At 62.2% G+C, this 23,589-nt stretch carries 25 protein-coding genes and 2 pseudogenes; 18 read left to right on the top strand and 9 right to left on the bottom strand.

Annotated features, from left to right (window positions below; all coding sequences use genetic code 11):
* The first annotated feature begins 162 nt into the window (after positions 1–162).
* The 3 genes from M3I54_RS25130 to M3I54_RS25120 all read left to right on the top strand — a co-directional run bounded on the left by M3I54_RS25130 (position 163) and on the right by M3I54_RS25120 (position 4,988).
* Positions 163–1,446: a dicarboxylate/amino acid:cation symporter gene (locus tag M3I54_RS25130; protein ID WP_254340891.1), complete on the top strand. Its 1,284-nt coding sequence runs from the start codon at positions 163–165 to the stop codon at positions 1,444–1,446.
* A gap of 180 nt (positions 1,447–1,626) precedes the next feature.
* Complete coding sequence (locus M3I54_RS25125; protein WP_375542205.1) at positions 1,627–3,582, top strand: ATP-binding protein; 1,956 nt, start codon at positions 1,627–1,629, stop codon at positions 3,580–3,582.
* 32 nt (positions 3,583–3,614) lie between these two features.
* Positions 3,615–4,988: a sigma-54-dependent transcriptional regulator gene (locus tag M3I54_RS25120; protein ID WP_375542201.1), complete on the top strand. Its 1,374-nt coding sequence runs from the start codon at positions 3,615–3,617 to the stop codon at positions 4,986–4,988.
* Positions 4,989–5,049: 61 nt separating this feature from the next.
* Here M3I54_RS25120 and M3I54_RS25115 read toward each other — a convergent pair whose 3' ends face one another.
* On the bottom strand, positions 5,050–5,535 hold the full coding sequence (locus tag M3I54_RS25115) for a TlpA family protein disulfide reductase (RefSeq protein WP_375542204.1): 486 nt from the start codon (positions 5,533–5,535) through the stop codon (positions 5,050–5,052).
* A 245-nt stretch (positions 5,536–5,780) separates the two neighbouring features.
* Between M3I54_RS25115 and M3I54_RS25110 the strand changes: the two genes are divergently transcribed.
* Complete coding sequence (locus M3I54_RS25110; RefSeq protein ID WP_254340889.1) at positions 5,781–6,329, top strand: hypothetical protein; 549 nt, start codon at positions 5,781–5,783, stop codon at positions 6,327–6,329.
* Between the two features lie 421 nt (positions 6,330–6,750).
* On the opposite strand, the pseudogene M3I54_RS25105 reads toward M3I54_RS25110, so the two are convergent.
* Positions 6,751–7,353 (bottom strand): annotated as a pseudogene (locus M3I54_RS25105) (ATP-binding protein); the annotation flags it as partial.
* 426 nt (positions 7,354–7,779) lie between these two features.
* On the opposite strand from M3I54_RS25105, the gene M3I54_RS25100 reads away from it, so the two are divergent.
* The 4 genes from M3I54_RS25100 to M3I54_RS25085 are packed head-to-tail and all read left to right on the top strand — an operon-like array spanning position 7,780 to position 12,384.
* The gene (locus tag M3I54_RS25100) at positions 7,780–8,787 is read left to right on the top strand and encodes a hypothetical protein (RefSeq protein ID WP_254340887.1); all 1,008 of its coding nucleotides are present in this window, start codon (positions 7,780–7,782) and stop codon (positions 8,785–8,787) included.
* Positions 8,787–10,520 (top strand): ThiF family adenylyltransferase, encoded by a 1,734-nt coding sequence (locus M3I54_RS25095; RefSeq protein ID WP_254340885.1) that lies wholly within the window; start codon positions 8,787–8,789, stop codon positions 10,518–10,520. The genes M3I54_RS25100 and M3I54_RS25095 overlap by 1 nt, the downstream gene beginning before the upstream one ends.
* Positions 10,520–10,990, top strand: coding sequence for a Mov34/MPN/PAD-1 family protein (locus M3I54_RS25090; protein ID WP_254340881.1), 471 nt, complete (start codon positions 10,520–10,522; stop codon positions 10,988–10,990). The genes M3I54_RS25095 and M3I54_RS25090 overlap by 1 nt, the downstream gene beginning before the upstream one ends.
* The gene (locus tag M3I54_RS25085; protein ID WP_254340879.1) at positions 10,987–12,384 is read left to right on the top strand and encodes a dsDNA nuclease domain-containing protein; all 1,398 of its coding nucleotides are present in this window, start codon (positions 10,987–10,989) and stop codon (positions 12,382–12,384) included. The genes M3I54_RS25090 and M3I54_RS25085 overlap by 4 nt, the downstream gene beginning before the upstream one ends.
* Positions 12,385–12,592: 208 nt before the next feature.
* Here M3I54_RS25085 and M3I54_RS25080 read toward each other — a convergent pair whose 3' ends face one another.
* Complete coding sequence (locus M3I54_RS25080) at positions 12,593–12,910, bottom strand: helix-turn-helix domain-containing protein (RefSeq protein WP_254340877.1); 318 nt, start codon at positions 12,908–12,910, stop codon at positions 12,593–12,595.
* Between the two features lie 337 nt (positions 12,911–13,247).
* Between M3I54_RS25080 and M3I54_RS25075 the strand changes: the two genes are divergently transcribed.
* From M3I54_RS25075 to M3I54_RS25040, 9 genes are all read left to right on the top strand, one after another.
* On the top strand, positions 13,248–13,760 hold the full coding sequence (locus M3I54_RS25075) for a hypothetical protein (protein WP_254340875.1): 513 nt from the start codon (positions 13,248–13,250) through the stop codon (positions 13,758–13,760).
* 30 nt (positions 13,761–13,790) lie between these two features.
* Positions 13,791–14,480, top strand: coding sequence for an MbcA/ParS/Xre antitoxin family protein (locus M3I54_RS25070; RefSeq protein ID WP_254340872.1), 690 nt, complete (start codon positions 13,791–13,793; stop codon positions 14,478–14,480).
* Entirely contained in the window at positions 14,477–14,641 is a 165-nt protein-coding gene (locus M3I54_RS25065; RefSeq protein ID WP_254340871.1) for a hypothetical protein, read from the top strand. The genes M3I54_RS25070 and M3I54_RS25065 overlap by 4 nt, the downstream gene beginning before the upstream one ends.
* Entirely contained in the window at positions 14,631–15,032 is a 402-nt protein-coding gene (locus M3I54_RS25060) for a hypothetical protein (RefSeq protein ID WP_254340870.1), read from the top strand. Before M3I54_RS25065 ends, M3I54_RS25060 begins: the two co-directional genes overlap by 11 nt.
* A gap of 35 nt (positions 15,033–15,067) precedes the next feature.
* A complete protein-coding gene (locus tag M3I54_RS44925; protein WP_302059126.1) occupies positions 15,068–15,268 on the top strand; it encodes a BPSL0761 family protein in 201 nt (66 codons plus the stop codon).
* 100 nt (positions 15,269–15,368) lie between these two features.
* Positions 15,369–15,704 carry a hypothetical protein gene (locus M3I54_RS25055; RefSeq protein ID WP_254340869.1) on the top strand — a complete coding sequence of 112 codons (336 nt, stop codon included), beginning with the start codon at positions 15,369–15,371 and terminating at the stop codon, positions 15,702–15,704.
* A 247-nt stretch (positions 15,705–15,951) separates the two neighbouring features.
* Positions 15,952–16,281: a hypothetical protein gene (locus M3I54_RS25050; RefSeq protein ID WP_254340868.1), complete on the top strand. Its 330-nt coding sequence runs from the start codon at positions 15,952–15,954 to the stop codon at positions 16,279–16,281.
* Positions 16,278–16,757 carry a hypothetical protein gene (locus M3I54_RS25045; RefSeq protein ID WP_254340866.1) on the top strand — a complete coding sequence of 160 codons (480 nt, stop codon included), beginning with the start codon at positions 16,278–16,280 and terminating at the stop codon, positions 16,755–16,757. Before M3I54_RS25050 ends, M3I54_RS25045 begins: the two co-directional genes overlap by 4 nt.
* A 22-nt stretch (positions 16,758–16,779) precedes the next feature.
* Positions 16,780–17,160 (top strand): hypothetical protein, encoded by a 381-nt coding sequence (locus tag M3I54_RS25040; protein ID WP_254340865.1) that lies wholly within the window; start codon positions 16,780–16,782, stop codon positions 17,158–17,160.
* 530 nt (positions 17,161–17,690) lie between these two features.
* On the opposite strand, the gene egtD is transcribed toward M3I54_RS25040, so the two are convergent.
* The 6 genes and pseudogenes from egtD to M3I54_RS25010 all read right to left on the bottom strand — a co-directional run bounded on the left by egtD (position 17,691) and on the right by M3I54_RS25010 (position 23,402).
* Entirely contained in the window at positions 17,691–18,695 is a 1,005-nt protein-coding gene (gene egtD, locus M3I54_RS25035; protein ID WP_375542203.1) for an L-histidine N(alpha)-methyltransferase, read from the bottom strand.
* A pseudogene (egtB, locus tag M3I54_RS25030) lies at positions 18,669–19,913 on the bottom strand (ergothioneine biosynthesis protein EgtB); the annotation flags it as partial. The gene egtD and the pseudogene egtB, both read right to left, overlap by 27 nt.
* 74 nt (positions 19,914–19,987) lie before the next feature.
* A complete protein-coding gene (locus M3I54_RS25025) occupies positions 19,988–21,244 on the bottom strand; it encodes an MFS transporter (protein ID WP_254340864.1) in 1,257 nt (418 codons plus the stop codon).
* An 18-nt stretch (positions 21,245–21,262) separates the two neighbouring features.
* Positions 21,263–22,012 (bottom strand): SDR family oxidoreductase, encoded by a 750-nt coding sequence (locus M3I54_RS25020; RefSeq protein ID WP_254340863.1) that lies wholly within the window; start codon positions 22,010–22,012, stop codon positions 21,263–21,265.
* 48 nt (positions 22,013–22,060) lie between these two features.
* Entirely contained in the window at positions 22,061–22,906 is an 846-nt protein-coding gene (locus M3I54_RS25015; protein ID WP_254340862.1) for an alpha/beta fold hydrolase, read from the bottom strand.
* A gap of 223 nt (positions 22,907–23,129) precedes the next feature.
* On the bottom strand, positions 23,130–23,402 hold the full coding sequence (locus tag M3I54_RS25010) for an ester cyclase (protein ID WP_254340861.1): 273 nt from the start codon (positions 23,400–23,402) through the stop codon (positions 23,130–23,132).
* Positions 23,403–23,422: 20 nt separating this feature from the next.
* Here M3I54_RS25010 and M3I54_RS25005 point away from each other — a divergent pair.
* The coding region (locus M3I54_RS25005) for a transposase (protein WP_254340981.1) at positions 23,423–23,589 on the top strand (167 nt) is incomplete at its 3' end.

The raw sequence follows: 23,589 nt of genomic DNA, 5'->3' as shown, positions 1-23,589 counted from the left end.
AATTAGAAACGCGCGGCCCCCCAGGCCGCGACAAAAAAAAGAATCAAGGAGACAGCCGATGTCCGATCCCATCTTCCGGTTTCGCTGATCCCCAGTTTCGACCTGTCGCGGCCCGAACTCGATTCGTTCGGCCATTGGCTTAACTCATTTGCAGGAACCACCGTGAAGAAACCTCTCCACAAAGTCCTCTATTTCCAGGTGATCGTGGCGATCGTCATCGGCGTGATCCTCGGCCATTACTGGCCTGCGATCGGCATCGACATGAAGCCGTTCGGCGACGCCTTCATCAAGCTCATCAAGATGGTGATCGGACCGATCATCTTCTGTACCGTCGTGACCGGCATTGCCGGCATGGAGGACATGAAGAAGGTGGGCCGCGTGGGCGGCAAGGCGCTGCTCTACTTCGAGATCGTCTCGACCTTCGCGCTCGTGCTTGGCCTCATCGCCACGCACGTGCTGAAGCCGGGTGCGGGCTTCAACGTCGACGTCCATTCGCTCGACGCCAAGGCCGTGGCCAGCTACGCCGAAAAGGCGCATGGCCAGAGCAGCGTCGACTTCCTGATGCACATCATTCCGGACACGATCACTTCGGCGTTCGCGCAGGGCGAAATCCTGCAGATCCTGCTGATCGCACTGCTGTTCGGCGCCGTGCTCACGCAACTGGGCGAGCGCGGCCGCGTGGTGACCGAGTTCATCGACAGCGTCTCGGGCGTGCTGTTCGGCGTCGTGAAGATCGTCACGAAGCTCGCACCGATCGGCGCGTTCGGCGCGATGGCGTTCACCATCGGCAAGTACGGCGTGGGCTCGCTCATCCCGATGCTCAAGCTCATCGGCACGTTCTACCTCACGTCGATCGTGTTCGTGCTCGTCGTGCTCGGCGCGATCGCTCGCTTCACGGGCTTTTCGATCATCCGCTTCGTTTCCTACATCAAGGAAGAGCTGCTGATCGTGCTCGGCACCAGCTCGTCGGAATCGGCGCTGCCGCAACTGATGCAGAAGCTCGAGCGCCTTGGCTGCTCGCGCTCGGTCGTGGGCCTCGTCGTGCCTACCGGCTACTCGTTCAACCTCGACGGCACCAACATCTACATGACGATGGCGGTGCTCTTCATCGCCCAGGCGACCAACACCGACCTCACGTGGACGCAGCAGCTCACGCTGCTCGCGGTGACGATGCTCACCTCGAAGGGCGCGAGCGGCGTGACCGGCGCGGGCTTCATCACGCTGGCGGCCACGCTCGCCGTGGTGCCGACCATTCCGCTCTCGGGCATGGTGCTGATCCTTGGCATCGACCGCTTCATGAGCGAGTGCCGTGCGCTGACCAACATCGTCGGCAACGGCGTGGCGACGGTGGTGGTCTCGGCATGGGAGAAGGAGCTCGACCGCAACAAGCTGCGCGCCGTGCTCTCCGGCGAGGTCGAAGAAATGAAGGAAAGCGCAGGCGCGTAAGCTGCGCTGGGCGGGCGCGCGCGAGCCGGGAGGCGTGCGCCGCCCGCCGATGTTTCGTCTTTCGATGTTTCGCGGCCATAGCCGCTGGGCGGCGTGCCCGTTTCCCCTGCGTGAGCGCCGCCCGTTTTTGCTTTTCTTGTCTGACCAGGCGGCACGTTGCCTGAGCGCACCCGAAGCGCGCTGTCCGACCCGGACGCCCCAGCGCGGCCGTGTGCCACAATCTCCCTCATCCCCCTCGACCGTCTGGAAGCCGCTCACGTGACGCGCCGCCTCATCATCCTCTTCGCGCTCGCAGCCGGCCTCGTCGCGGTCTGCGCGCTGACGTGGGCGCTCACGTGGCAGGCCGGCATCGACGCGCTGCGTCGCAACGCCGCCGTGCGCGGCGACCGCACCGCGGCTTCGCTCAAGAGCACCCTGGAGCGCTACGACTCGCTGCCCTATATCGTCGGCGAACATCCGGTCGTGCAGGACGTGCTGGTCGATCCGAGGCCCGAGTGGGCGGCCGCCGCGAACCGCTATCTCGAAGACGTGAACCGCCACGCGCGCGCCACGACGACCTACATCATCCGCGCCGACGGCATGAGTATCGCGGCCAGCAACTGGCGCGACCCCGATAGCTTCGTGGGCGTGGATTACCGCTTCCGGCCGTATTTCATCGAGGCGATGAACGGCGGCGTGGGGCGCTTCTTCGGCATCGGCACGATCTCGCACGATCCGGGCTACTACGTGTCGCAGCCCGTGCGGCGCGACGGCAAGATCGTCGGCGTGGCCGTGGTGAAGCTCAATCTCGAATGGTTTCCGGGCACCGATGCCTCGGAGCCGCTCCTCGTCACCGACGATCACGGCGTCATCTTTCTCTCCTCGGTGCCCGCGTGGAAGTACCGCACGGTGCGCCCGCTCCCGCCGGCCGTGGTGGCCTCGATCGACGCCACGCGCCAGTACGCGAGCGAGCCGATCGCGCCGCTGCCGGCGAGCGTCGAACGCGTGTTGCCGGGCGACGCCGACATCGTGCGCATGGGCGCGGGCCTACGCGCGCCGCGCTACCTGGAAACGCGCCGCTCGCTCGGCGAGCCCGACTGGCATCTCGTCACCATGTCGTCGATCGACCCCGTGCTCGACGCCTCGCGCAACGCGACCATCATGACGGGCTTCGGCTACGTTTCGCTGTGCCTGTTCGGCTTCTACTGGCGCATGCGGCGCGCCCGCGTGAGGGAAGTGATGCGCAGCCGCGCGATGCTGCAAAAGGCCTACGCGATGCTCAACGAGCGCGTGGCCGAGCGCACCGCCGATCTCTCGCAGGCGAACGAGCGCCTGCAGCGCGAGGTGGCGGAGCGCACGCGCGCCGAGGCGGAACTGCGCGCGACTCAGGACGAGTTGATCCAGGCGAGCAAGCTCGCCGCACTCGGACAGATGGCGGCGGGCATTACGCACGAGCTGAACCAGCCGCTCGCGGCGCTGCGCAGCTTCTCGGACAACACGCGCGTGTTTCTGGAGCGCGGCCAGTACGCGGCGGCCACCGAAAACCTGGAGGCGATCGGCTCGCTCACCGAGCGCATGGGCAAGATCGTGAATCAGCTCAAGCTGTTCGTCGGGCGCGCGCGGCCCAGGAGCGCGCGCGCGCCGGTTGCCCGCGCGCTGCGCAATTCGCTCGCGTTGCTCGGCAAGCGGCTCGATGGCGTGCGCGTGGATCTCACGTTGACGGAAGACGGCGCGCCGCCCGTGCCGCTCGACATGGACGCCGAGTACCCGGACCTGAGCGCGCAGAGCGACGACCTGCGTCTCGAACAGGTGCTCATCAACGTGCTCGGCAATGCGCTCGACGCCGTGGCGGGCCTGCCGTCGCCGCACGTCGCGATCGACGTTCAGGCGAGCGCCGCGACGCTCGACATCGCAGTGAGCGACAATGGGCCGGGCATTCCCGACGATGTGCTGCCGCGCCTTTTCGAGCCGTTTTTCACGACGAAGGAAATGGGGCAGGGGCTTGGCCTCGGACTCGCAATTTCCTCGTCGATCGCACGCGACTGCGGCGGCTCGCTCACGGCCAGCAACGTGCCGGAAGGCGGCGCACGCTTCGTGCTGACGTTGCGCCGCTCGCGCGCGGATGCCGCGAGCGCGGCGCGTGCGGCGGGGTTGTGACTCCGGGTTGTGATGCTGGCTTTTGAATCAGGATGACGAACGAACATGGTGAACGCATGGTCAACACCGCGCCCGGCCGGGTGCTCTACGTAGAGGATGACGAACTCGTGCGCCGCGCCGGCGTGCAAAGCCTGCAGCTCGCGGGCTTCGACGCCGCCGGTTTCGCCAACGCGGAAGGCGCGCTGCCGCTCGTCGATGCCGACTTCGCAGGCGTCGTGGTGAGCGATATCCGCCTGCCGGGCATGAGCGGGCTCGATCTGCTCGCGCAATGCCACGAGCGCGCGCCCGAGGTGCCCATCATCCTCGTGACGGGCCATGGCGATATCTCGATGGCCGTGCAGGCCATGCGCGACGGCGCGTACGACTTCATCGAGAAGCCGTTCGCCTCCGAGCGCCTCATCGAAACGGTGCGGCGCGCGCTGGAGCGGCGCCTGCTCGTGCTCGAAAACCTCGCGCTGCGCCGCGAGCTGGCGGGGCACAACGCGCTCGCGCCGCGCATCATCGGCAAAAGTCCGGCGATCGAACAGGTGCGCAAGCTCATCGCGAACGTCGCGCCGACGGACGCCTCGGTGCTCATCAACGGCGACACCGGCGCGGGCAAGGAACTGATCGCGCGCAGCCTGCACGAGCTTTCGCCGCGCCATGACAAACCGTTCGTCGCCGTGAACTGCGGCGCGCTGCCCGAACCGATGTTCGAGTCGGAGATGTTCGGCTACGAAGCGGGCGCGTTCACGGGTGCAGCCAAACGCCGGATCGGCAAGCTCGAGCACGCGAGTGGCGGCACACTCTTTCTCGACGAGATCGAGAGCATGCCGCTCTCGCTGCAGGTGAAGCTGCTGCGCGTGCTGCAGGACGGCGTGCTGGAGCGCCTGGGCTCGAACCAGCCGGTGCGCGCCGACTTGCGCGTGGTCGCGGCGGCCAAGGGCGACATGAGCGAGCATGTCGCGGCGGGGACCTTCCGGCGCGACCTGCTGTACCGGCTCAACGTCGTGACGATCGCGCTGCCGCCGCTGGCCGAGCGCCGCGAGGACATCGTGCCGCTCTTCGAACACTTCCTGCTCGACGCGGCGGTGCGCTACCAGCGTCCCGCGCCGCTTCTCACCGAGCGCGACCGCATGCGACTCGCGCAGCGCGACTGGCCTGGCAACGTGCGCGAGCTGCGCAATGCGGCGGACCGCCGGGTCCTCGGGATTCCCGACGATCTGTCGGCCGGCGCGGCGGCCGGCGCGGACGACGCGTTGCCGCTCAAGGAGCGCGTGGAGCAGTACGAACGCGCGCTGATCGCCGACGCACTTCAGCAGAGCAACGGCGCGGTCGCCCAGGCCGCCGAGCGGCTACAGATGGCGAAGGCCACGCTGTACGAGAAGATCCGCCGCTATGGGCTGGTGGCGCGCGGCGAGGCGTAAAGCGGCATAAAAAAAGCAGCGGGTTTTCCGCTGCTTTTTGATTGACTACGTGAATCGCGTATCAGGTTGCCAGCGCCTTCTGCAGCAACTGGTCGAGTTCGGCGAACTGCGGCTCACCCACGTAGCGCTTGAGGATCTTGCCGTCGCGGCCGATCACGAACGTGGTGGGCGTGAGCTGGACGTTGCCGAACTGCCTGGCCGCCGAGCCGTCGTCCATTGCCACCTTGAACGGCAGCTGGCGCGTTTGCGCGTAGTTGGCCACGTACATCGGCGCGTCGTAGTTCATCGCCACCGCTACGAACTCGAGACCTTCGCCCTTGAAGCGGTTATAGGTCTGGACCATCTTCGGCATTTCCGCCATGCAGGTGGTGCAGCTCGTCGCCCAGAAGTTGACGAGATAGACCTTGCCCTTGAGGTCGTTCGTGGAAACCTTCTGGCCGGACAGGAGCGTGAAGGTCGCGTCGGGCACGCGCTGCTGGCTGCCGAAGAACGCGAAGTAGCCGGCCACGGCGATCGCGACGACGACCACCGCCGCGCCAATGCGCATGAGCGCACCGGAACGTTTGTTCGAAGAATTCGGGGATGCAGCGGTCATGAGTCTTGCCTCGTGCGCCGAAGGACGCGGGTGTTGAGCGCAAATATTGTAGCGCCGAATTTCCCGGCATAGCGGTTGCGAGACAACATCCGGGTATGCGCCGACGGATAATGTCGCGCACCTTTCACTTCTGTGACGAATCGCGCCCCATGGTCCTGGACATCCTTCGCCGTGCCGAACTCCCGTTGAACATACCGATGCGCGCCTTCGTTCCCGCCCGCATGGCGACGCTGGGTGTACTCGCCGCCGCGTTCGCGCTGGCCGCCTGCTCGCCCACATACGACTGGCGGACGATTTCGAATGACGCGAGCGGCTACTCGATCGATCTGCCGGCCAAGCCCGACAAGGACGAGCGCCGCATCGACGTGAACGGCACGCCGATGCGCATGCGCGTGCAGACGGCCGAAGTCGCCGGCGATGTGTTCGTGGTCGGCACGCTCGATATGCCCGACGCGCAGCCCGCGACGCAGCAAAAGGCGCTCGACTTCCTGCGCGCGGGCCTCGCGCGCAACGTGGGCGCGCCTGCTGAGGCCCACGCAGTGGCGGTGCCGCTTGCGACGGGCGGCTCGGTCGAGGGGGTGGAGATGCGCATGACCGGCAAGGCGGGCGCCAACGGCGAGACGCGCACGATCCACGCGCGGCTCGTCGCAAAGGGCGCACGCGCCTACCAGGTGGCGGTCGTTGGACGTACCGAGCCGCCGGTCGAGCAGATCGACCAGTTCTTCGGATCTTTCAAGCTGTACTGAGTGTTGGGACTCCGCAGTACGCCTCGCGTCGCGATGTTTCGCTTACGCAGCCGCGGGCGCTTGCGGGCCGAAGTGAAAGTTGCACTGCAGGTAAACACGCTAATTACCGGATTTGATTGAGGGTTTACCGGTTACCCACAGGTGCTGTGGGTAACTTTGTGGAAAACAACGCCGCGTTGGCCGGAAAGGGCCGTCCTGTGGGCTTTCTGTTAGTTTCCCCTGCTTTTCTGTAAATCCATAAAGGTAGAAGAATCAAAGGGTTATCAAAACGGCTGCGGCGTAATGCGAACTATGCACAGAACCGGGGTCAACGCGACGAAGTGTGCATAAGTCAAGTATTGACTTCGATTTATTGGCGCTATTCACATTCCCCGGTGGCGCAAAGCGGCGGCGCTCTCCCGCGAAATCGGCGCTGTGATGGCTATCGCTCGGCCAACACGCGCCGGTACTGCACGGCCTCCGCCACGTGCGCGGCTTCGGGCATCGCGGCACCCGCAAGATCGGCAATCGTGCGCGCGACCTTGAGCACCCGGTAGTGCGCTCGCGCCGACCAGCCGAAGCGCTCGCCCGCTTCGCGCAGCAGTGCCTCCCCGGCGGCGTCCGGCTGGCAGACTGAGTCGGTCTCGCGGCCGGTCAATTCGCGATTGGTTTTACCCTGGCGCGCCAGCTGGCGCTCGCGTGCCGCTTGCACGCGCGAGGCGATCGCAGCGCTCGGTTCGGCGTTTGCGCTCGCGCGCGCGGCCAGTTCGGCGGGCGGCAGCGCCGGAATCTCGATCTGGATGTCGATGCGGTCCAGGAGCGGCCCCGAGAGCTTGCGCAAATAACGCGCGGCGCTTTCGGGCGTGCAGCGGCAGCGGCCTGCGGGGTCGCCGCGCCAGCCGCACGGGCAGGGATTCATCGCGGCAACGAGCTGACACGCGGCCGGAAAGTCGGTTTGCCACGCGGCGCGCGAAATCGTGATCGCGCCCACTTCGAGTGGCTCGCGCAGGGTCTCGAGCACGTGGCGGTCGAACTCGGGCATTTTGCTTTCGTGCACGATTGCTGGCTAAAAGTTGCTCAAGTTTGTCTTCCTTTTTGCTTACAAATTGGGGCAAGCCGGCGTAGCCGGCGCGTCAGACCTTCGAGTGTGTGCAACTCTGGCACTGCCCGAAGGGCAGCTGTCCACGCCCTTGAGGTGTGGGCAGCAGAGTTGTGCACACGGGGAAGTACAGGTAGGCGTTGGCTACAATTTACGGAAGGCAATTACGAGAACTGTCGGCGCGGAGCCTAGCTTTATCGACGCATGGCGTGAGATTCCCCGACTGGAGACCAGTGACCTGGCGGTATTCGTGCGCTGTCCGGTCAGTTTTACTGAGAACGCTACATGTGGTATGTTGACCTGCAATTGAGTCGTACATATAGTGGTTGATGCTCGCATGGCGCGAGTGCTAATTCTCCGGAGATGCGACCCGTGGCGACGCAGCAGCAATTCATCGACTTTTTGTCCGAGATTGAGCCCAGCCCGACAACGAAGTCGGTTTGCAGCAGCGCGCACTCGAACCTACGTGAGAAGCTGGAGAAGCACGAGACGTACAAAGATATACATGTAAATACGTACCTCTCAGGCTCTTATGCCCGCAACACAGCACTCCGTCCGCGGCAAACGAACGGTACGGTGCGCCGTCCCGATGTGGACATCATTGTTGTCACGAACCACAGACACTATGACCTGCCGAGCGATGTTATCGGCGCCCTGCGCAAGGCGGTGAAGTCCCTGGGATACACAGAGGTCGAGGCGAACCGCCGCTCCATTTGCGTGTCTCTGGGCTCGGTGGAGATGGACGTCGTTCCGGTTATCGCCAGTCCGTGGGACCAAGGTGGTTGGCTCGTCGCGGACAAGAGCGAGGAGCAGTGGCTGGTCACCAATCCGATGGGACATAACCAGTGGGCCAGTGCCGTGAACAAGAAGGCCAACGGCAACTTCGTTCCCCTTGTGAAGCTGGTGAAGTGGTGGCGGCGCGAGAACCTGCCGCACCTCAAGCGTCCAAAGGGTTTCATCCTGGAGTCGCTCGTCGCCAAGCACATGGATTACAAGGGGACCAGCTACGAAGAGTTGTTTGCCAAGTTCCTCGAGGCAATTCGCGACGAATACATGTGGACCGTCCAATCCGGTCAAGTGCCTTATCTCGAGGACCCCAGTGTCTCGGGCAACAACGTGTTCTCGCGGGTCAAGTCGGAAGAGTTCAAGCGGTTCTACGATTTGGCCGAAGGTCACGCCGCCCTTGTGCGTCGCGCCCAGCGGGAAACCGATGCGGACAAGGCGTTGGCCCTCTGGCAGCGGGTCTTCGGTGACCGATTCCGGAAGCCTGTCCAGAAGGCGAGCATGTTGCGTCCCGCAGTCGCCGCCAGTGCCGGTACCGGCTTAGTTTTTCCAGCCATCGCCGTAGTGCCTCCGAACAAGCCGGCTGGATTCGCCTGATGCGACTGCTGCTTGAAGAGCCAATTCGCATGCGCGCGGAGACCCGCGGGCTGGATGAACTCGCGAGCTCTTCAGGATGGCTGACCAAGCTGGAATGGGGTTTCACCGAGGCCAAGGACGTCTGTGTTGACTTTGATATCACGGTTAACGACAAGGTGCATGAGGCGGTCTTGGTCTACCCGGCCCTATTCCCCCAGGCGCCGGCGTATGTACGGCCGCGCAAACCCGATGAGTCATGGAGCGCGCACCAATACCCGTCGACGGGCACGCTCTGCCTCGAGTGGGGACCGGACAACTGGCACTCAGGCGTGACGGGTGCTGACCTTGTGGTCAGCACCCACAAGCTGCTGGCATATGAGAAATTTGGACCTGTCATCGGCGTCGCTACGCCGTCGCGGCACAAGTTGACGCTTGGGCAGCGCATACGTTCCGAGTGCCTGCGGTTCCTCATCACGCAGCAGCTGCAAGCAGCTCTCGAAGCCTCGTCCCGTACGACGCCCATTCCTCTGGCGGTGGGGACGCTATATCGACGGTCAGAGTTTGTTGCGGTGGCAACTCAGCTCGGTGATGAGGCTTCACCCACGGAGTTGGGCGTGCCCAAGGAGCTCTCCGATCCGGCTGCTGCCTCGTCATGGATTCGCAAGGGGTTCGTCGTCTGGTGCGATGAGTGGACCTCGTTGCCGAAGGTCATCAACGACCAGGCCGTTCTTCGGGAGTTCTTGAAGGCAAAGGGCTGCTGGCCGTGGCCGGATGACGAAGAGCGATCGGGCTTCCTGCTTTTGGCGGATGCGCAACTTCGGCTTCGGCCCATTTCGGTTGCAGCAAATACTGACGGCAGCGCGGTCTTCGACTATTTCCCTGTGGATTGTACCGATAAGGGCCAAGTCAGGCAGCCGGAACGCAATGCGACCTTGACGCGAAAGAAAGTTGCGATTGTTGGCCTCGGATCCGTAGGTAGCAAAATCGCCGTGTCGTTGGCGCGTTCCGGCGTAACACGCTTTCTACTCATCGACGACGATATCCTCAAGCCATCGAATCTGACACGTAACCAGCTGGATTGGTCCTCGATGGGCTACGACAAGGTGGACGGTGTCCAAGGCGCAATCCAGTTGATTTTCCCGGCTGCGGAGGTAGCTTGCCGGACGTTCCGGTTCGCTGGGCAGGAGAGCTCCTCATACAACACGACTGTGCTTGAGCAAATCGCAGCGTGTGACCTCGTTATTGATGCCACGGCGAACCCGAAGGTATTCTCGTCCATAGCGGCCATCTGTACGCGGCGCAAGGTTGCCGTCGTCTGGGGCGAAGTATTCGCCGGGGGCATCGGAGCTCTCATGGCGCGCAGCCTGCCCGGCTTCGACGCGGAACCATTGGGAATCCGCAGCGCGATTCATGCGTATCTCGCCGGCATGCCCGCAGCACCCTTCCAGCATGCGCAGGCCTACGATGCCGAAGAGGATGACGAAGTGTTTGTTGCGGGGGACGCGGAGGTGAGCGCCCTTTCGGCGTCACTAACGCAGTTCGCCATTGACGCGCTGGTGGGCGCAGATACACCTCGATTTCCGAACTCCGCCTATCTGTTTGGCTACCAGAAGGCTTGGATTTTTGAGGCACCTTTCGACACGCACCCGATTACTTGCCCGCGCGCCACGGAAGGCCCCGAGGTGCCAGTTGATTCAGAGGAAGCGGTGTCAGCGTTGAGAGAGCTCATTACTACCGTGTTCGGCGCGAAATAATGTTGACCGTCAGCATACCGCCGGACGTGCAGCGGACACTGCGCAACGCGCTCAAGGCCGCTGGCGCAGACGAATGTGGTGGCGTCCTGATGGGAGAGCACGTGGGGCCGGGCCATTTCGCCGTCAGATATCTCACGGTGCAAGGTGGGGGGCGTTTCGCTAGCTTCATTAGGGAAACTCAGTCAGCGTTGCGTGCCCTCAGGAAGTTCTTTCGCCAATCGGGCCACAACTACGCTCGGTTCAACTACCTCGGCGAGTGGCACTCACACCCGAGCTTCTCGGTGCAGCCCAGCACGACGGACCACCAGTCGATGTTGAATATCGTCAAGGACGTGCGCGTCGGCGCAAATTTCGTGGTCCTGCTCATCTTCAAGCTTTCACGCCGGGAAGAGCTCGAAGGCAGTGCCCACACCTATCTCCCAGACGGCTCCTTTGCGCTGTCGACATTGGTTTTTGAAGGCAGCCGATGAACTCCGCACTTTTTGAGCGCCAAGCCACTGGCGGCGTAGTGGCCCGAAACGGATTCGAGTATCAAGATGCGTTCTTGCTCGAGAACATTCCGCGCTTCCTCGCCCAAGGGGCTTTTAGCCACGCCGTCAGCGAGCTGCTGGGGGATGTTGAGATTCGTTACTTCCGGCCAGGCGGCGGAACGTACTGCGTGCTGTATGAGGCAAAACGGCACCAACTGACGAAGACCGAACTGTGGGCGGAGGTCGCTCATTTTCGGGAGCTGCACGAGAAGTCGCCAGCAGAGTACGTGCAATTCGTGCTGCTCTGTGGCGACTTCGTTGGAGAATACCAGGGCCTCTTCGGAAAATTAAATCGGTACCGTGGCCCTGCAGTAGCGCTCAATGCAGACTCTAGCATTCGAGCCACGGCTGAAGCCGACATTCTGGACACCATCGTGAAGGCTGGGCAGACGCGAGAGATGGCGCGCTTCGTGTTCGAACGGGTGTCGTTCGTCCAGTATCGGGACGACAACGTTGATGCCGGCTTTGGTACTAGGCTGGAAGAGCATTTGCCCAGCTTGAACATGAGCCGAATGGAGACCGCAGCTTTCCGGGGAAAGTGTAGGGAGCTGGTCGGCACCTCCGTCAAAGGTGTCGTCACGCGCAGGGACCTCGAAGCGGCGCTCGTGGATCATGCGCCGAGCGTGGCTGACGAATGGCGTGTTACACCGTCGGCCCTTCATCTTGCAACTGCTGGATTCGAACTTGGCCCTCTCGCATTGGATGTGTTGGCGTTCAATGGCCCTGATCGAGGGAGACTTGGCCAAGCGGCGTGGGTCCAACTACAGCAGCGCTTGGGAGAGGTTGGAGACTTCCTTCACGCGAGCCGCAGCCGCCGAGGGGTACGGCTGTCGGCAAAGCATCGGATGTCGCTCGCTTGCCTGCTTGGCTATTGCTTCTCGGCAACCCGGAACTTCGTCCTCACGCTGGACCACAACGACCAGACGTACGACACGTCAGTGCACGACAAGGCGCCGGGACCGTTCTTTACGATTAGCGAGGACGTGCCTTCGACGCTGGGTGTGGAGGGGGTTGCCTCCATCAGCTTTCCGAACGGCTCGAATGCTGACGTTGTGGCTAATGCCAAAGCTTTCGGTCTAAGTAGCTCACCGAAACTATCGCTGGTCTCAACGTCTGTCGTTACGGACATCGCAAGCCTGAATACTGCGGTGAGCGAGGCCAAGATTGCCTTGGCCGAGTTCCGTGGGCGCCATCAACTGCAGCGGGTGCACCTGTTCATTAAGGCGCCGGCCGTGTTCGCCATCGGCCTTGGACATCGGCTCAATGGGATAGGGCGTATTCAGCTCTATGACTGGGAACAAGGGAAGTACATCCCAACTGTGCAGCTCGACTGAGGGCCGCGCTGAGCGAACTACAGCTTCTGCTCCAGTTCAGCCACGAACTGGGCGGCAGCAGAACTTCGGCCTTGACATCGGTCCGCGTCGACACCGACCACAGCTCAAGTCACGAGCCTCAAATGGGCGCACGAGCATGGAGACTGAAAAGGAAATCGGTGCGTGGGAGCGCGAGAATCGCCGAAACGGACACCGCCTTTTCTGCCGATCAGCCTTCCTCTGGCTGTTGGCGAACCTTGTTCTTCCTGCCCAGCTTCACCGGAGCAGCGACGTCGTCGCGTTCAGCCAGCAACTCGAGTTCGTCCACGCCGAGAGCCTGAGCCAATGACACTAGCGTATCGAGCGTCACGCTGCGTCGCCCACGCTCAAGCTGGCCGATGTGTGTGCGATGAATACCAGCGCGGTCCGCGAGATCCTCTTGGGACAAACCTTGTTGCCCGCGGAAGAATCTGAGATTCCGCGCGAGCCGCTCACGAAATGAAGCCTGGCGTGATGTGATGTTCTCTGCCATATGGGGCAGGAGCATTACCCATCACGGGCACGAAATCTACAGCGTATAAAGTGCCACTTTATAAAGTGGCACTCTTTACAGTTCATATTCCCACAACTACACTTCGGGAAATCCTCAATTGAGGGGGGCTCGGCCAGCATTTGCGGCTGAGTTATCCAACTCGTATGCCGCGCTAACATCGAATGTCAATGTCACGCGCCGGCGCGAGACTTCATTTTCACAATCGCTTTCCGCGAGGGATGTGTTCGTCCCGCGGCAAGCCGAAGTCGGAGATTTATTGGTGACTGCTCCCCGAGCGCAGCATCGCACACGGTCAATCGAGAACTCGGCAGCCGTGCGCCGGATGACTAAGATGGCTAAGCACCCGCAACCCCGCGTATGGATGCTGAATTACCCGCTCTTCTTCCGCGCAGCCCTTTATCCCTCGTCATACCCGACCAACATTTCGCACTTTGGTATTCAGTGCGGGGTCGGCTGGTTTCCAGTTATTGAAACGCTGGCGCGTGACGTCGAGTCCGAGCTGCGCACATTGTGGCGCGAACAATTCCACCGTCCGGACCAGATCGCAGCCTTGGAATATGCGCTCGCAACCGGCCGCGCGACCTTCCCGGTCATTCCCTACTGCACAGAAATCTCGCAACTCGATGGGGAACTCAAAGTGGAGTTTCAGCATGGGTCCATGTGCCCGGCGGATGTGGCGGAAAGTATTCGCACTTACATAGATAACGCAGTAGCGAGTTCTCGCTATATCTGCGAGAGCTGCGGCAGGTCCGGCAAGTTTCGCGAATCCTACTGGCGTCGTGTGTATTGCGATGACTGCCTTGTGCCAGAGGCCCCCTTGGAGCAGGTGTTGGAGCCTGCATAAAACGTGTCTGGTCACCCGGAGGAGTAGCGCATGCTCGAATACCGTCAGAAGGCTGCCCTCGAGACAGCTGGCTGCATCTGCGACGGGTGCGGGCGGCTGATGAGGCCGGAAGCCAGCGATGGCGAATGGCAGGAACGGATGTCGCTCACGTGGCGCGGCGGCTTTGCCTCAGTCTTTGGTCACAGCGTCGAGATGGATCTCGATCTCTGCCAGCACTGCGTGAAAGCCATCCTGGGCGAGTGGAGCCGGGTTACGCGCCGGGACCGGGGCGACGGTCCCCCCGATCTGCGCGGCTTGATGTTGGCCGGAGCCACGTCATCGCGCACATCCGTCGCCGATGCGCCCCACTTCGATCTCCTTCGTGCTTTCTTCAAAGCTACCGACGAGTTCGTCGAGAGGAATGGATTGCACCTCGAAGCGGACGAGCAGTTGCAGAACACCAAGTCGATGACGGATCCAGTTGGCTGCGTGAAGTCGTCAGTCAACGTTGTGTCTGTGAATGAGATGAAAGCGTCGCGCGAGAAACCGAGCCAGGCGTGGCGCATCCTACGTTTCGCAATGTATGTCTGGGATGACGCGACCGACGCAGACGCCTGGATGCGCTACCCGCATCCTGAGCTCGACGGCAGGACACCCTATGAAGCCATGGTGACTGACGCCGCCGGCGCCGAACAAGTTGAAGCTATGTTGGGGCGAATCCTGCATGGGATTCCGACATGAATAGCGATCGTAGTCAAGACTGCTTCGTGGCGGGCGCGCGCGTCACGCTCCCGAGATTGAAACGCCGGAAGTTCGACACCGCGCTCAAAGAAGCCGACGAGACGCTCGCCTCCGTCGGCTTGTACGAATGTGCCAACAACGGAAAAAACAATGAAGCCTGAACTGGATGCCAAATTGCGCTGCGACTACCCCCTGATCTTTACCGTCGAACCAACTGTCGATCCCGACGATTCCGACGTGCCTCCTGTGCCGTCGCCATTTGCGATGCGGGGTTTCGAGTGCGGCGACGGATGGTATGACCTGATAGACGTCCTCTGTTTGAACCTGCAGCACGCAACAAAGAGCGGGGCGCCACAGATTGTCGCCAGTCAAGTGAAAGAGAAATTCGGCGGACTTCGCTTTTACGCGAATGGACCAGATGGCGAACAGGCGGCGATGATCGGACTTGCGGAAATGATGAGCAAGCGCCTCTGTGAGGTGTGCGGCAATCGCGGCAAAGTGATTCGAAACGGCTGGATACAGACGCGCTGTCCCGAGCACGAAAGCGACTGAGGCCTGCGGCTACCTCACCTAAGGCCCATTTGGAAATGACCACGCCATACGAACGAACTCGGACGGTAGTCCAAACTCGCGAGTTCCTAGAGAAGCTCGCTTCCGGTGACGCCCCGGTCAACCATCAGAAGGTGCAAGACGAGGCGATACGTCTTTTGCGGCACTACCCACTCGATTTTGACCTAGAGATTTCTTCAACGGCGCTTCCCAGCGTGTGGGCTTCGCTTCCTGGGTAACAGCGACGGCAAACCGCGATCGCCGGGCTCGGGGTTAGATTTCTTCCGATGGACGCCAACAAAGGAGCAGACAATTAGTCCCGAACTGCGCGCCGAGGAGGTGAAAGCAGTCGAAGCGGTGCTCAACGGCACGCACTGGCTGACGTCGCCGCCGCTCGTGCAGAGCTGGCAGACAGAGGGCCGCGTGTTTGCGATCGAGCGCGCCGGCCAGAACCTCTACCCCCGGTACATCTTCGACGAACTCGGCAACCCGATCGCTGAAGTCGCGGAGGTCCTGAAAGTCTTCGAGGGCTACAGGCCGTTTCGCATCGCCTCCTGGTTCGAGTCGGCCAACAGCCTGCTTCGTGGCCGGCGCCCGCGCGAGGTACTGGCCACGAACGCCGCGGCCGTAGTCGACGCCGCGAAAGATCACGTGGTGGGTCCCGTGCACGGCTAGGCCCGAACAGGAAAACGGAGACTGGAATAGTGGCGCTTGAAATCGGACTGATCTACGCACTTGCCATTGTTGTCGCTGCTGGGGTTGGCCTTACCGTTACGGCGCTTTGGCTGCGGACGCGCCGACAATCGCACGCGAGTATAAAAAAGCTGGAAAGCGACAGATCTGATGCTAGCGAAGCGCGTTTACGGCATTCAAGACGCTCTAGCGAACTAGCGAAGCTCGTTTACGACCCAGGGTGTAGCCCATGAGCACGAAAGTCACATTGCGTTTCAAGGACAAGGAAGGCGAGCTGCCCGACTGGTACTTGTACGAAGAGTTGCTCGAGGCCGACGACGTTATCTACCTCGAGCTCGACGGTATTAAGGCCGATGTCACGATGATTGACGGCCCGTGGTCGCGTGCTGGAACCGTCCTGCCGCGCCTGCCGGCAGCGACGGCCCGTCAGCTCGGACTCGTGCCGTCGGATTGGAAACGGGACAACAAATGGTCTCGGTCCGATATCGAGTCGGGCATCGGGCGCCTGCGGCGGCAGTCGCAGGAGACCGACGAGGAGGGTGGGCCGGAGGAGCCTTGACGCAGCGATTACAGGACGTGGTTGGCAAGCTCTACAAGCCGGCGGCCGGCACACGTCAGGTGTTTGCGCTGTCTCGAGCTGATGCAGAGAAACTGCCGCGGCTGCCCTCGATCGCCGTCATCTCTATTACTGCACCTGAGCGGCCTCCGGCAGATCTCGATGGCTTCGAGCATGTGCTGCGCCTGAGCTTTGCGGACGTTGACTTCCTCAACCCGAGCCTGTCCAGAAGAGCTGCGGAAAAGCTCGGCGATGCGTTCACAGCGGAGCAAGCGCAGGCGATTTGGTCCTTCGTCAATGACATGCCTGAAGAAATCGTATCGATTGTTGTGCACTGCGAGGGGGGCTACTCACGGTCATGTGCCATTGCATTGGGGCTCCACCACGTATATGGGTACCGGGTGGAGATGGAACAACTTGGACAGGCGAATCCCTCTGTAGCCCGCGTGATGACGACGGGGAGGTCCAGGCGAACGTGAACGTCGAATCTGGGAGCAGACGATGAGCGACAACCGTGCGGTTCCTGATGATTTTCCGAGAGATCTGTGGCTTGGAACCGTATCCGGTTATCAGCCGAAGGTCCTAGCGCGGCGCGAGAAAGACGGCCGGTATGTCGCGGGTCTCACTGAGTGTGAACTGTCGACGCGATATGAAGCGTGTGAAGACCTTGCGCATCAGCTCGCGGTATACACCGCGCAAAAGATCTCCGAGCTCGGTTGGTCGTTGGACGACGCGCTGGGGCGTGTTGAGACGAGCGTGCTGCGCAAGGTTACAGGTGGCAGATGGGACTTTTCCGCCGCAGAAGTCGCCTGGACAATGAAGCGCACGCGAGAATTGTTGTCTCCGCAGCCGACCTATATTAAACCCCCTGATATATCGTGATAGATGCCCGAAATCGGGACGGCTCGCGCATGGGGAGTTTTGCCTGTGGCAGTCGAACTACCGCGCTCGCGGGTGGACCAAATGGGACTTCTTTGTCAGCCGCAGAGGGGCCCTGGGTGAACCGAGCGCGCTGGAAGCGCTGGGCAAAGGCAAGGTCGACCTCGCAGAAAAGGTCGCGCGCGCATTTCATGAGGAGATGGCTCCCGGGCATGCTCACCCTCGATGGGCCTACGGCGGCCGCTCCCGCTGCCCACCCCTGCGAGCGCCGCACGTGCCCTATTGCGCAGCGCACAGCGCACAGCGCACGGCAAACGCTGCGGGTTGTCTGGATGTGACTGAAGGACCGTGGGTCGACTGCGACCTGCTCCGTCGGGCAACTGTCGGCCAAGAGCCGTCGTTCGTCGTCGCTCTTGCTCCCACATTCGACCGGCCGGTCGCGGCCTGAAAGCAGCCGTTCGATCGGCTAACACCATCATGCGTCGGCTGCTATTGCGCTTGCCGTCGAACCGGCTGAACTGAAATTGCTGCGCTCATTGTCGTGCGACGGCTTCGAGCAGAAAAACGCCAAACCGAGGCGCGGTACTCACCCAGGATTGCGTCACTTCCCATCCAGCAGATCTCGCGAGTTCTTGGAACGAATCGGTGGTGTACTTGTGCGAGTTTTCGGTGTGCATGCTTTCGCCAGCTTCGAAATGAATATCATGATTCAACACGCGAACCGTCTGTTTTGCCCGGCTGACTAGATGCATCTCGATCCGCTTAAGATCATCGTTCCAGATGGCTGAATGAGCAAACGCGCTCAGCTCAAAATTTCCTTCCAGCTCGCGATTGATGCGGAGCAGGAGGTTCAGATTGAAACGTGCCGTCACCCCGCCTTCATCGTTGTAGGCAGACAGGAGCGCCGGCGCGTCCTTGACCATGTCGACGCCAACAATGAGCTTTGCCTGACTGCCAAGGAGTTTCTTCGCCGAGCGCAGGAAGGCGATTGCGTCGGCGGGCTCGAAATTGCCTATTGTCGATCCAGGGAAGAAGCCGATCATGGTTTCGTGCCCGTGCATGTCGGGCAGTGCCATGTCCCGAGTGAAGTCGCCTGCGACTGGTCGGACGACCAACGCCGGGTAGGCGTCGGCGATGCGTTGCCGAGCCTGTTTCAGTGCCGCTGTGCTGATATCGATCGGCACGTAGGTGCCGATCTGCCGGGCGGCATCAAGGATGATCCGGGTCTTTGTGCTCGCACCGCTGCCGAATTCGACCAGGGTGGCGTGGTCAGGAATCTCTGAGGCGAGCTGCGCCGCAATGTCCTTGAGCAATGCCGTTTCCGTGCGCGTCGGGTAATACTCGGGGGTCGCGCAGATCGCTTCGAACAGCGCCGACCCTTGCGCATCGTAGAAATACTTGGAAGGCAGCGATTTGACCGGACGCGACAGACCTTCGAGAACATCGCGAGCAAACGCGTCCGTGCCGGACAACAGATCGTGTTCACCGTCACCATTGCCGGACGCAGTGTCCCGCGCGACACGCACGCCTGAGAACATCCAACGTTGCTCGGGCCGAAAGAAATTTCGATAACTCGGGCGCGTGTGATCGTCGGGAGTGGCGAATGCGGCACCACGCAATACCATCTGTCCACTCATGAACTTGCCGTTGTATTCACCGGCTGCGTCCGCTGTGGGTTTGAATCCCGGATACGGCATGTAGGCGCTGCAGGTCCATTGCCATGCGACATCGTCGGCCTGCTCGAGCAGGCCTGCCCGCGCCGCGATCTCCCATTCCGACTCGGTCGGCAGTCGTGCGTCCGCCCAGGCCGCAAAGGCCGCGGCCTCGTAATAACTGATGTGCATGACGGGTGCATCGAGATCCAGAGGTTCGAGGCCGCGCAGCGTGATTTCTGTCCAGCCCTGCTCAGCGGACGAACGCCGCCAGTAAAGCGGCGCATCCCAGCCTTCAGCTCGAACCCGGTCCCAGCCGTCGGATAGCCAGTGGCGAGCCGTCGTATATCCGCCGTCGTTCATGAAGCGCAGCCAGTCCCGGTTCGTGACCAGCCGGTCGCTGATTTCGAACGGTTCGATCCAGGTCCGGTGGTGTGGCCGTTCGTTGTCGAAGGCGAACGGCGATTCCGCGTCTCCGATCGAGACCAGTCCGCCTTCGTGCGTGCGAAATTTGCCCGGCCGACCAGCATCGGGTCGCGGCCAGTCAGACCTGTACGCGGGATGGAGCGGCGACTGAGAGAACAGATGAAGGATGTCCATCAGGAGCAGCTCCTGATGCTGTTGCTCGTGGGCGAGGCCGAGCCTGACGCGCGGTTCGAGGCTGTTCAATGTCGCGACCGGCAGCGTCCCGAGCAGTTCCTCGATGTGCCGGTCGACGTAATGTCGGTAGTCTGCCACCCGCGAGCTGCCGGGGCGGCTCAGGAGACCGCGTTGAGGACGAGGATGGCGAGGGCCCAGCGACTCGTAGTAGGAGTTGAAGAGGAACGGAAAATCCGGATCGAACGGCCTATAACCGGGCAGATTCTGCTCGAGCACGAAGGTTTCCCAGAACCATGTCGTGTGGGCCAGATGCCACTTTGTCGGGCTGGCGTCCGGCATCGACTGGATGACCTGGTCTTCATCACTCAGCGGGGCCGCGAGTGCTTCTGTACGCGCGCGAACGAGGCGATATTGCTCGAGCAGGATTCTTCCGGGCAAAGCTCGTGGGGAAGGCGACGCGCCACCTGGCAGCACGTCGGGGAACTGATCGACAGGGTTTTTCATTGTTTCCTCTTCTTCTCGGGATCGACTGATCTTTATGTCACTCGGGGAAGCAGATTCGGCGTTTCAGTTGGGAATCAGCGTCGCTCGTCCTTCGCAATGCGACGCAGGCCGAGCGCGAGTGTGAGCGTGGCGAAGCTCAAGGCGGCGATGACGCCGGCGCCCAGATACACGGCGAAGCCCAGTCCGTGAACCGTCGCCACGCGTAGCAGAATCGGCGCGAGTATGCCGGCGGCCAGATAACCAAGGAGATACAGCGCCGACAGGGTGCCGCCTCGTCGATCGCCGGGGGTCGCGCGGTTGATGACTTCCAGTGCACTGAGAAACAGCAGGCTATAGCCCGTACCCGTCAAGGCGGTCGCAGACAGAAATAGTGTCATGCCGTGAAGGGCCGTTGCGACCGCAAGCAACACCATGCCAGCGCCGGACGCCGCGGCACCAGCAATCATTGCCGTCCGGGTCGACAGGGATTTGCCCAGCAAACTCACGACGCCTGACATGATGGCGAATACCGCGAGAATCGAGCCGTTGACGAGCGTGTTCGGGGACTGGACCAGGTCGTGCGCGATCTGTCCGCCGAGCGACAGGATAATGACGCCATGGGTATAGGCGGTGATCATGGCAAACGCAGCGACCATGAAGGCCTTGCGGGCGCGCTGTGGCACGGACGGCAAACTGGGCGTCCAGCCGCCTGCGGCGCCGCGCTCTGCCGGCAGGGGCAGGAACCACGTGACCGAGAACAAGGCTGCGATCAGCAAAGCCAGCAGCCAGAAAACGAGGTGCAAGGGCCACGGCGCGTATTGCGTCAGAGCGCCGCCGATGATGAGCGCCGCCGCGAAGCCTGCGGCCTGGGCGGCCGTGGCAACCACAGAGGCTCGCCGGGGCGCACCGCTCTCGTTGAATTCGACCATCGCCGCCGTCGACGGTCCGGCGGTCAGGCCGACGCCGACGCCCATGAATGCCCGTGCCACGAAAAGCCATGAGACATCGTGCGCAAGCGCAAGGGCCAGCGCGCCGGCGAAAGAGGCGCCGAGGCCGAGCAGCATCGTCGCGCGCCTGCCGATCTGGTCGGACAGGTCACCAAAGAGGATCAGCACACTGACCACCACGATCGGGTAGATTGCGAAGATTTCGGCCGTGGTCGTCGGAGTGAGATGCCATTCGCTTGCGTAGAGGCGGTACGTCATGGCCGGCGCCGCGCTGGTCCAGAGGGTATGCGCGACCACGCCGGCCGAGACCCAGAAGCTGGCCCGGCGGTCGAGCGCGACATGCGCGTATCGACGGGTGTTCCCGCCTTGATTCGCGGCAACGGTCGGGCAACCTGCATGCGTCATGGTCATCTCCTCCAGGTATCAGAGCTTCGAGCCGCCATCGACTCGCAGCGTGTCGCCCGTCACCCACCGCGCCGCGTCGGATGCGAGGAAAACGGCTGCGCCTGCGATGTCGTCGGGCTGCGCCACGCGCTTGAGGGCCTGCATGCCGAGGGTGAAGTCCCGCCCGGCATCGGTTTTGGCGAAGTTCGACATGTCAGTTTCAACAACGCCCGGCGCGATGGCGTTCACGCGGATACCGCGCTCACCAAGCGATGCGGCGAAGTGCTTGACCAGTGTGTCGATCGCGCCCTTGGTTGCGGCATACGCCGACAGGTTGCCGACCGAAGCGCGAGCTGCAAGGGAGGACAGCAGGACCACGCTGCTGCCTTCACCCAGAACAGGCAGCAGCTGCTGGACGAGGAAGTATGGGGCGCGCACATTGACGGCGAATAACCGGTCGAAGTCCTCTACCGTCGTTTCCGCGATCGACGAGGCCTTCGAGATGCCGGCATTCGCAACGAGAATGTCGAGACGCTCGCCATTCAGCCCGCGTACCTGACGGGCCAGTTCATGAGGGCCGTTCGCCGCGCTCAGGTCTGCCGCGACCTTGTCGGCAGAACCACCCGACGCACGGATCGCCTCGACGACGGAATTCGCAGCCTTCTCGTCGCTGCCGAAGTGCACGATCACGCGCGCGCCTGCTGCTGCCAGAGCCAGAGCGGTTGCGCGGCCGATGCCGCGCGAAGCGCCCGTGACGAGTGCGGTTTTGCCGCGAAGATTAGTAGTCACGATTAACTCCTGTTGAATTCGGGATCAAATGTGGGTGTAACTGGCGACTCAGGAAAGGAACCTGGAAACGTCTTCCACGAAACGCTTGGGGTATTGATAGAGCGAGCCGTGATTGGCGTCCGGATAGATGATCAGTTGGGCATTGGGGATGTGCTGGCGCAGAATCAGCGAATTGACCGTGTAGATGATCACGTCGTTGTCACCATTGACGACCAGGGTCGGCTGGCTGAGTGCAGACAGGTAGGCGTACGGGTTGTCTTGCGGCGCGCCCCATTTCGCGAGTGCCGCGAGCTGGGCCGGTGCCACGGCTTCGTTGGCCGCCGGATCACGGTTTTCCGTGCGAAGGCGGAAGCGTTCGAGGAACGCACGCCCGGCCGCCTGGCTGGTTTCGGTCGGCGAGAAATGCACGCGTAGCCAGAGATGGTCCGGTTCGGCATAAGTCGCGCCGAAAATTTCCTGGGCTTCGGGCGTCAGCGAGGCCATGCCTTCTCCGCTGCGCGGGCCGGTGCCGACGAGGATCAGGCGGCGAACCAAAGTGGGTTCCGCAATCGCAAGCGTCTGGGCAATCAGGCCGCCCATCGAGAAACCCAGTACGTCGACCTGTTCAAGATCGAGCGCGCGAATAAACGCGGCAGCATTGGCAGCCATTTCCTCGATCGATTCGGGAACGCTGCCCGAACTGCTCGAAATGCCGGCGTTGTTGAACAGGATCACCTCACGTCCGGCGGCGAGGCCGTCGGTCACGGCGGGATCCCAGTGATCCATGGTGCCGGTGAAGTGGATATTCATCACGAGCGGTACGCCGACGGGATTCCCAAAGCGACGATAGGCGAACCGGACGCCGTTTGCTTCAACGTACTGCGTCGGTGAGGTCTGGTGCGTATGGCGGGTCATGATTGCGATCCTTTCAGATGTAAGTCCAGCAGACGTTTTTCCGGTATGTCTGAAATGCATGGGGTGATGTTTTGCAATCCAGTCACCCGCCTGGAAATCTCGTGGGGCGGTGCCTGTTGATGGGTAATGTATGCGCTGGCTGGCAAGAGAAAAAAGACTTTGTAGGCACATGGTCATGCCTGCCGGGTATGGGGCGTGCATGGCTGCCGGTTACCTGCGCAGATCAGGACGGAAAACGTTCGCCGAACATCGGCAGGCCGCTGACGGACTGCGCCGCACCAGCCTCGTCCTGGAGCACGTCCCAGTGCTCGGCCAGCCGGCCATTCTCGAAACGCACGATATCGGCGGCAATCCACGCGGTCGGCCTGCCATTCCCGGAAAACCGGCCATGCGCAATCACGTAGTCCCCTTCCGCCACCACAAGCTGGTTCTCGGTAAGCGATCCATTATCGACGTCTACCCAATGCGACTCTGAGCGAGGAGCATAGGTGTCCACCTATTTGGAGGTGGACACCTATGGCTGACAAAGACTCAGGGTTGAGGGTGGTTCGGCAAAGCAGGGATGGCCGTCGCCGCTACGACGAAAGCGGCAAACGCACGTTGGTCGAGGCTGCATTGCGCCCAGGCGTGTCGGTGGCGCGCATTGCGCAAGAGCACGAGATCAACGCCAACCTGCTGCGCAA

Source organism: Paraburkholderia sp. CNPSo 3274, assembly GCF_024206475.1.
Taxonomy (GTDB): domain Bacteria; phylum Pseudomonadota; class Gammaproteobacteria; order Burkholderiales; family Burkholderiaceae; genus Paraburkholderia.
Note: the sequence above shows the minus strand (reverse complement) of the source record. Positions and strands in the feature narration are given on the sequence as shown.

Bases quoted from the DNA above. Each gene is read 5' to 3' on its own strand.
- M3I54_RS25120 (WP_375542201.1), top strand. From the start codon at position 3,615: ATGACGAACGAACATGGTGAACGCATGGTCAACACCGCGCCCGGCCGG.
- M3I54_RS25115 (WP_375542204.1), bottom strand. From the start codon at position 5,535: ATGCGCATTGGCGCGGCGGTGGTCGTCGTCGCGATCGCCGTGGCCGGC.
- M3I54_RS25110 (WP_254340889.1), top strand. From the start codon at position 5,781: ATGCGCGCCTTCGTTCCCGCCCGCATGGCGACGCTGGGTGTACTCGCC.
- M3I54_RS25095 (WP_254340885.1), top strand. From the start codon at position 8,787: ATGCGACTGCTGCTTGAAGAGCCAATTCGCATGCGCGCGGAGACCCGC.
- M3I54_RS25090 (WP_254340881.1), top strand. From the start codon at position 10,520: ATGTTGACCGTCAGCATACCGCCGGACGTGCAGCGGACACTGCGCAAC.
- M3I54_RS25085 (WP_254340879.1), top strand. From the start codon at position 10,987: ATGAACTCCGCACTTTTTGAGCGCCAAGCCACTGGCGGCGTAGTGGCC.
- M3I54_RS25080 (WP_254340877.1), bottom strand. From the start codon at position 12,910: ATGCTCCTGCCCCATATGGCAGAGAACATCACATCACGCCAGGCTTCA.
- M3I54_RS25075 (WP_254340875.1), top strand. From the start codon at position 13,248: ATGGCTAAGCACCCGCAACCCCGCGTATGGATGCTGAATTACCCGCTC.
- M3I54_RS25070 (WP_254340872.1), top strand. From the start codon at position 13,791: ATGCTCGAATACCGTCAGAAGGCTGCCCTCGAGACAGCTGGCTGCATC.
- M3I54_RS25065 (WP_254340871.1), top strand. From the start codon at position 14,477: ATGAATAGCGATCGTAGTCAAGACTGCTTCGTGGCGGGCGCGCGCGTC.
- M3I54_RS25060 (WP_254340870.1), top strand. From the start codon at position 14,631: ATGAAGCCTGAACTGGATGCCAAATTGCGCTGCGACTACCCCCTGATC.
- M3I54_RS44925 (WP_302059126.1), top strand. From the start codon at position 15,068: ATGACCACGCCATACGAACGAACTCGGACGGTAGTCCAAACTCGCGAG.
- M3I54_RS25050 (WP_254340868.1), top strand. From the start codon at position 15,952: ATGAGCACGAAAGTCACATTGCGTTTCAAGGACAAGGAAGGCGAGCTG.
- M3I54_RS25040 (WP_254340865.1), top strand. From the start codon at position 16,780: ATGAGCGACAACCGTGCGGTTCCTGATGATTTTCCGAGAGATCTGTGG.
- egtD (WP_375542203.1), bottom strand. From the start codon at position 18,695: ATGTTCTCAGGCGTGCGTGTCGCGCGGGACACTGCGTCCGGCAATGGT.
- M3I54_RS25025 (WP_254340864.1), bottom strand. From the start codon at position 21,244: ATGACGCATGCAGGTTGCCCGACCGTTGCCGCGAATCAAGGCGGGAAC.
- M3I54_RS25015 (WP_254340862.1), bottom strand. From the start codon at position 22,906: ATGACCCGCCATACGCACCAGACCTCACCGACGCAGTACGTTGAAGCA.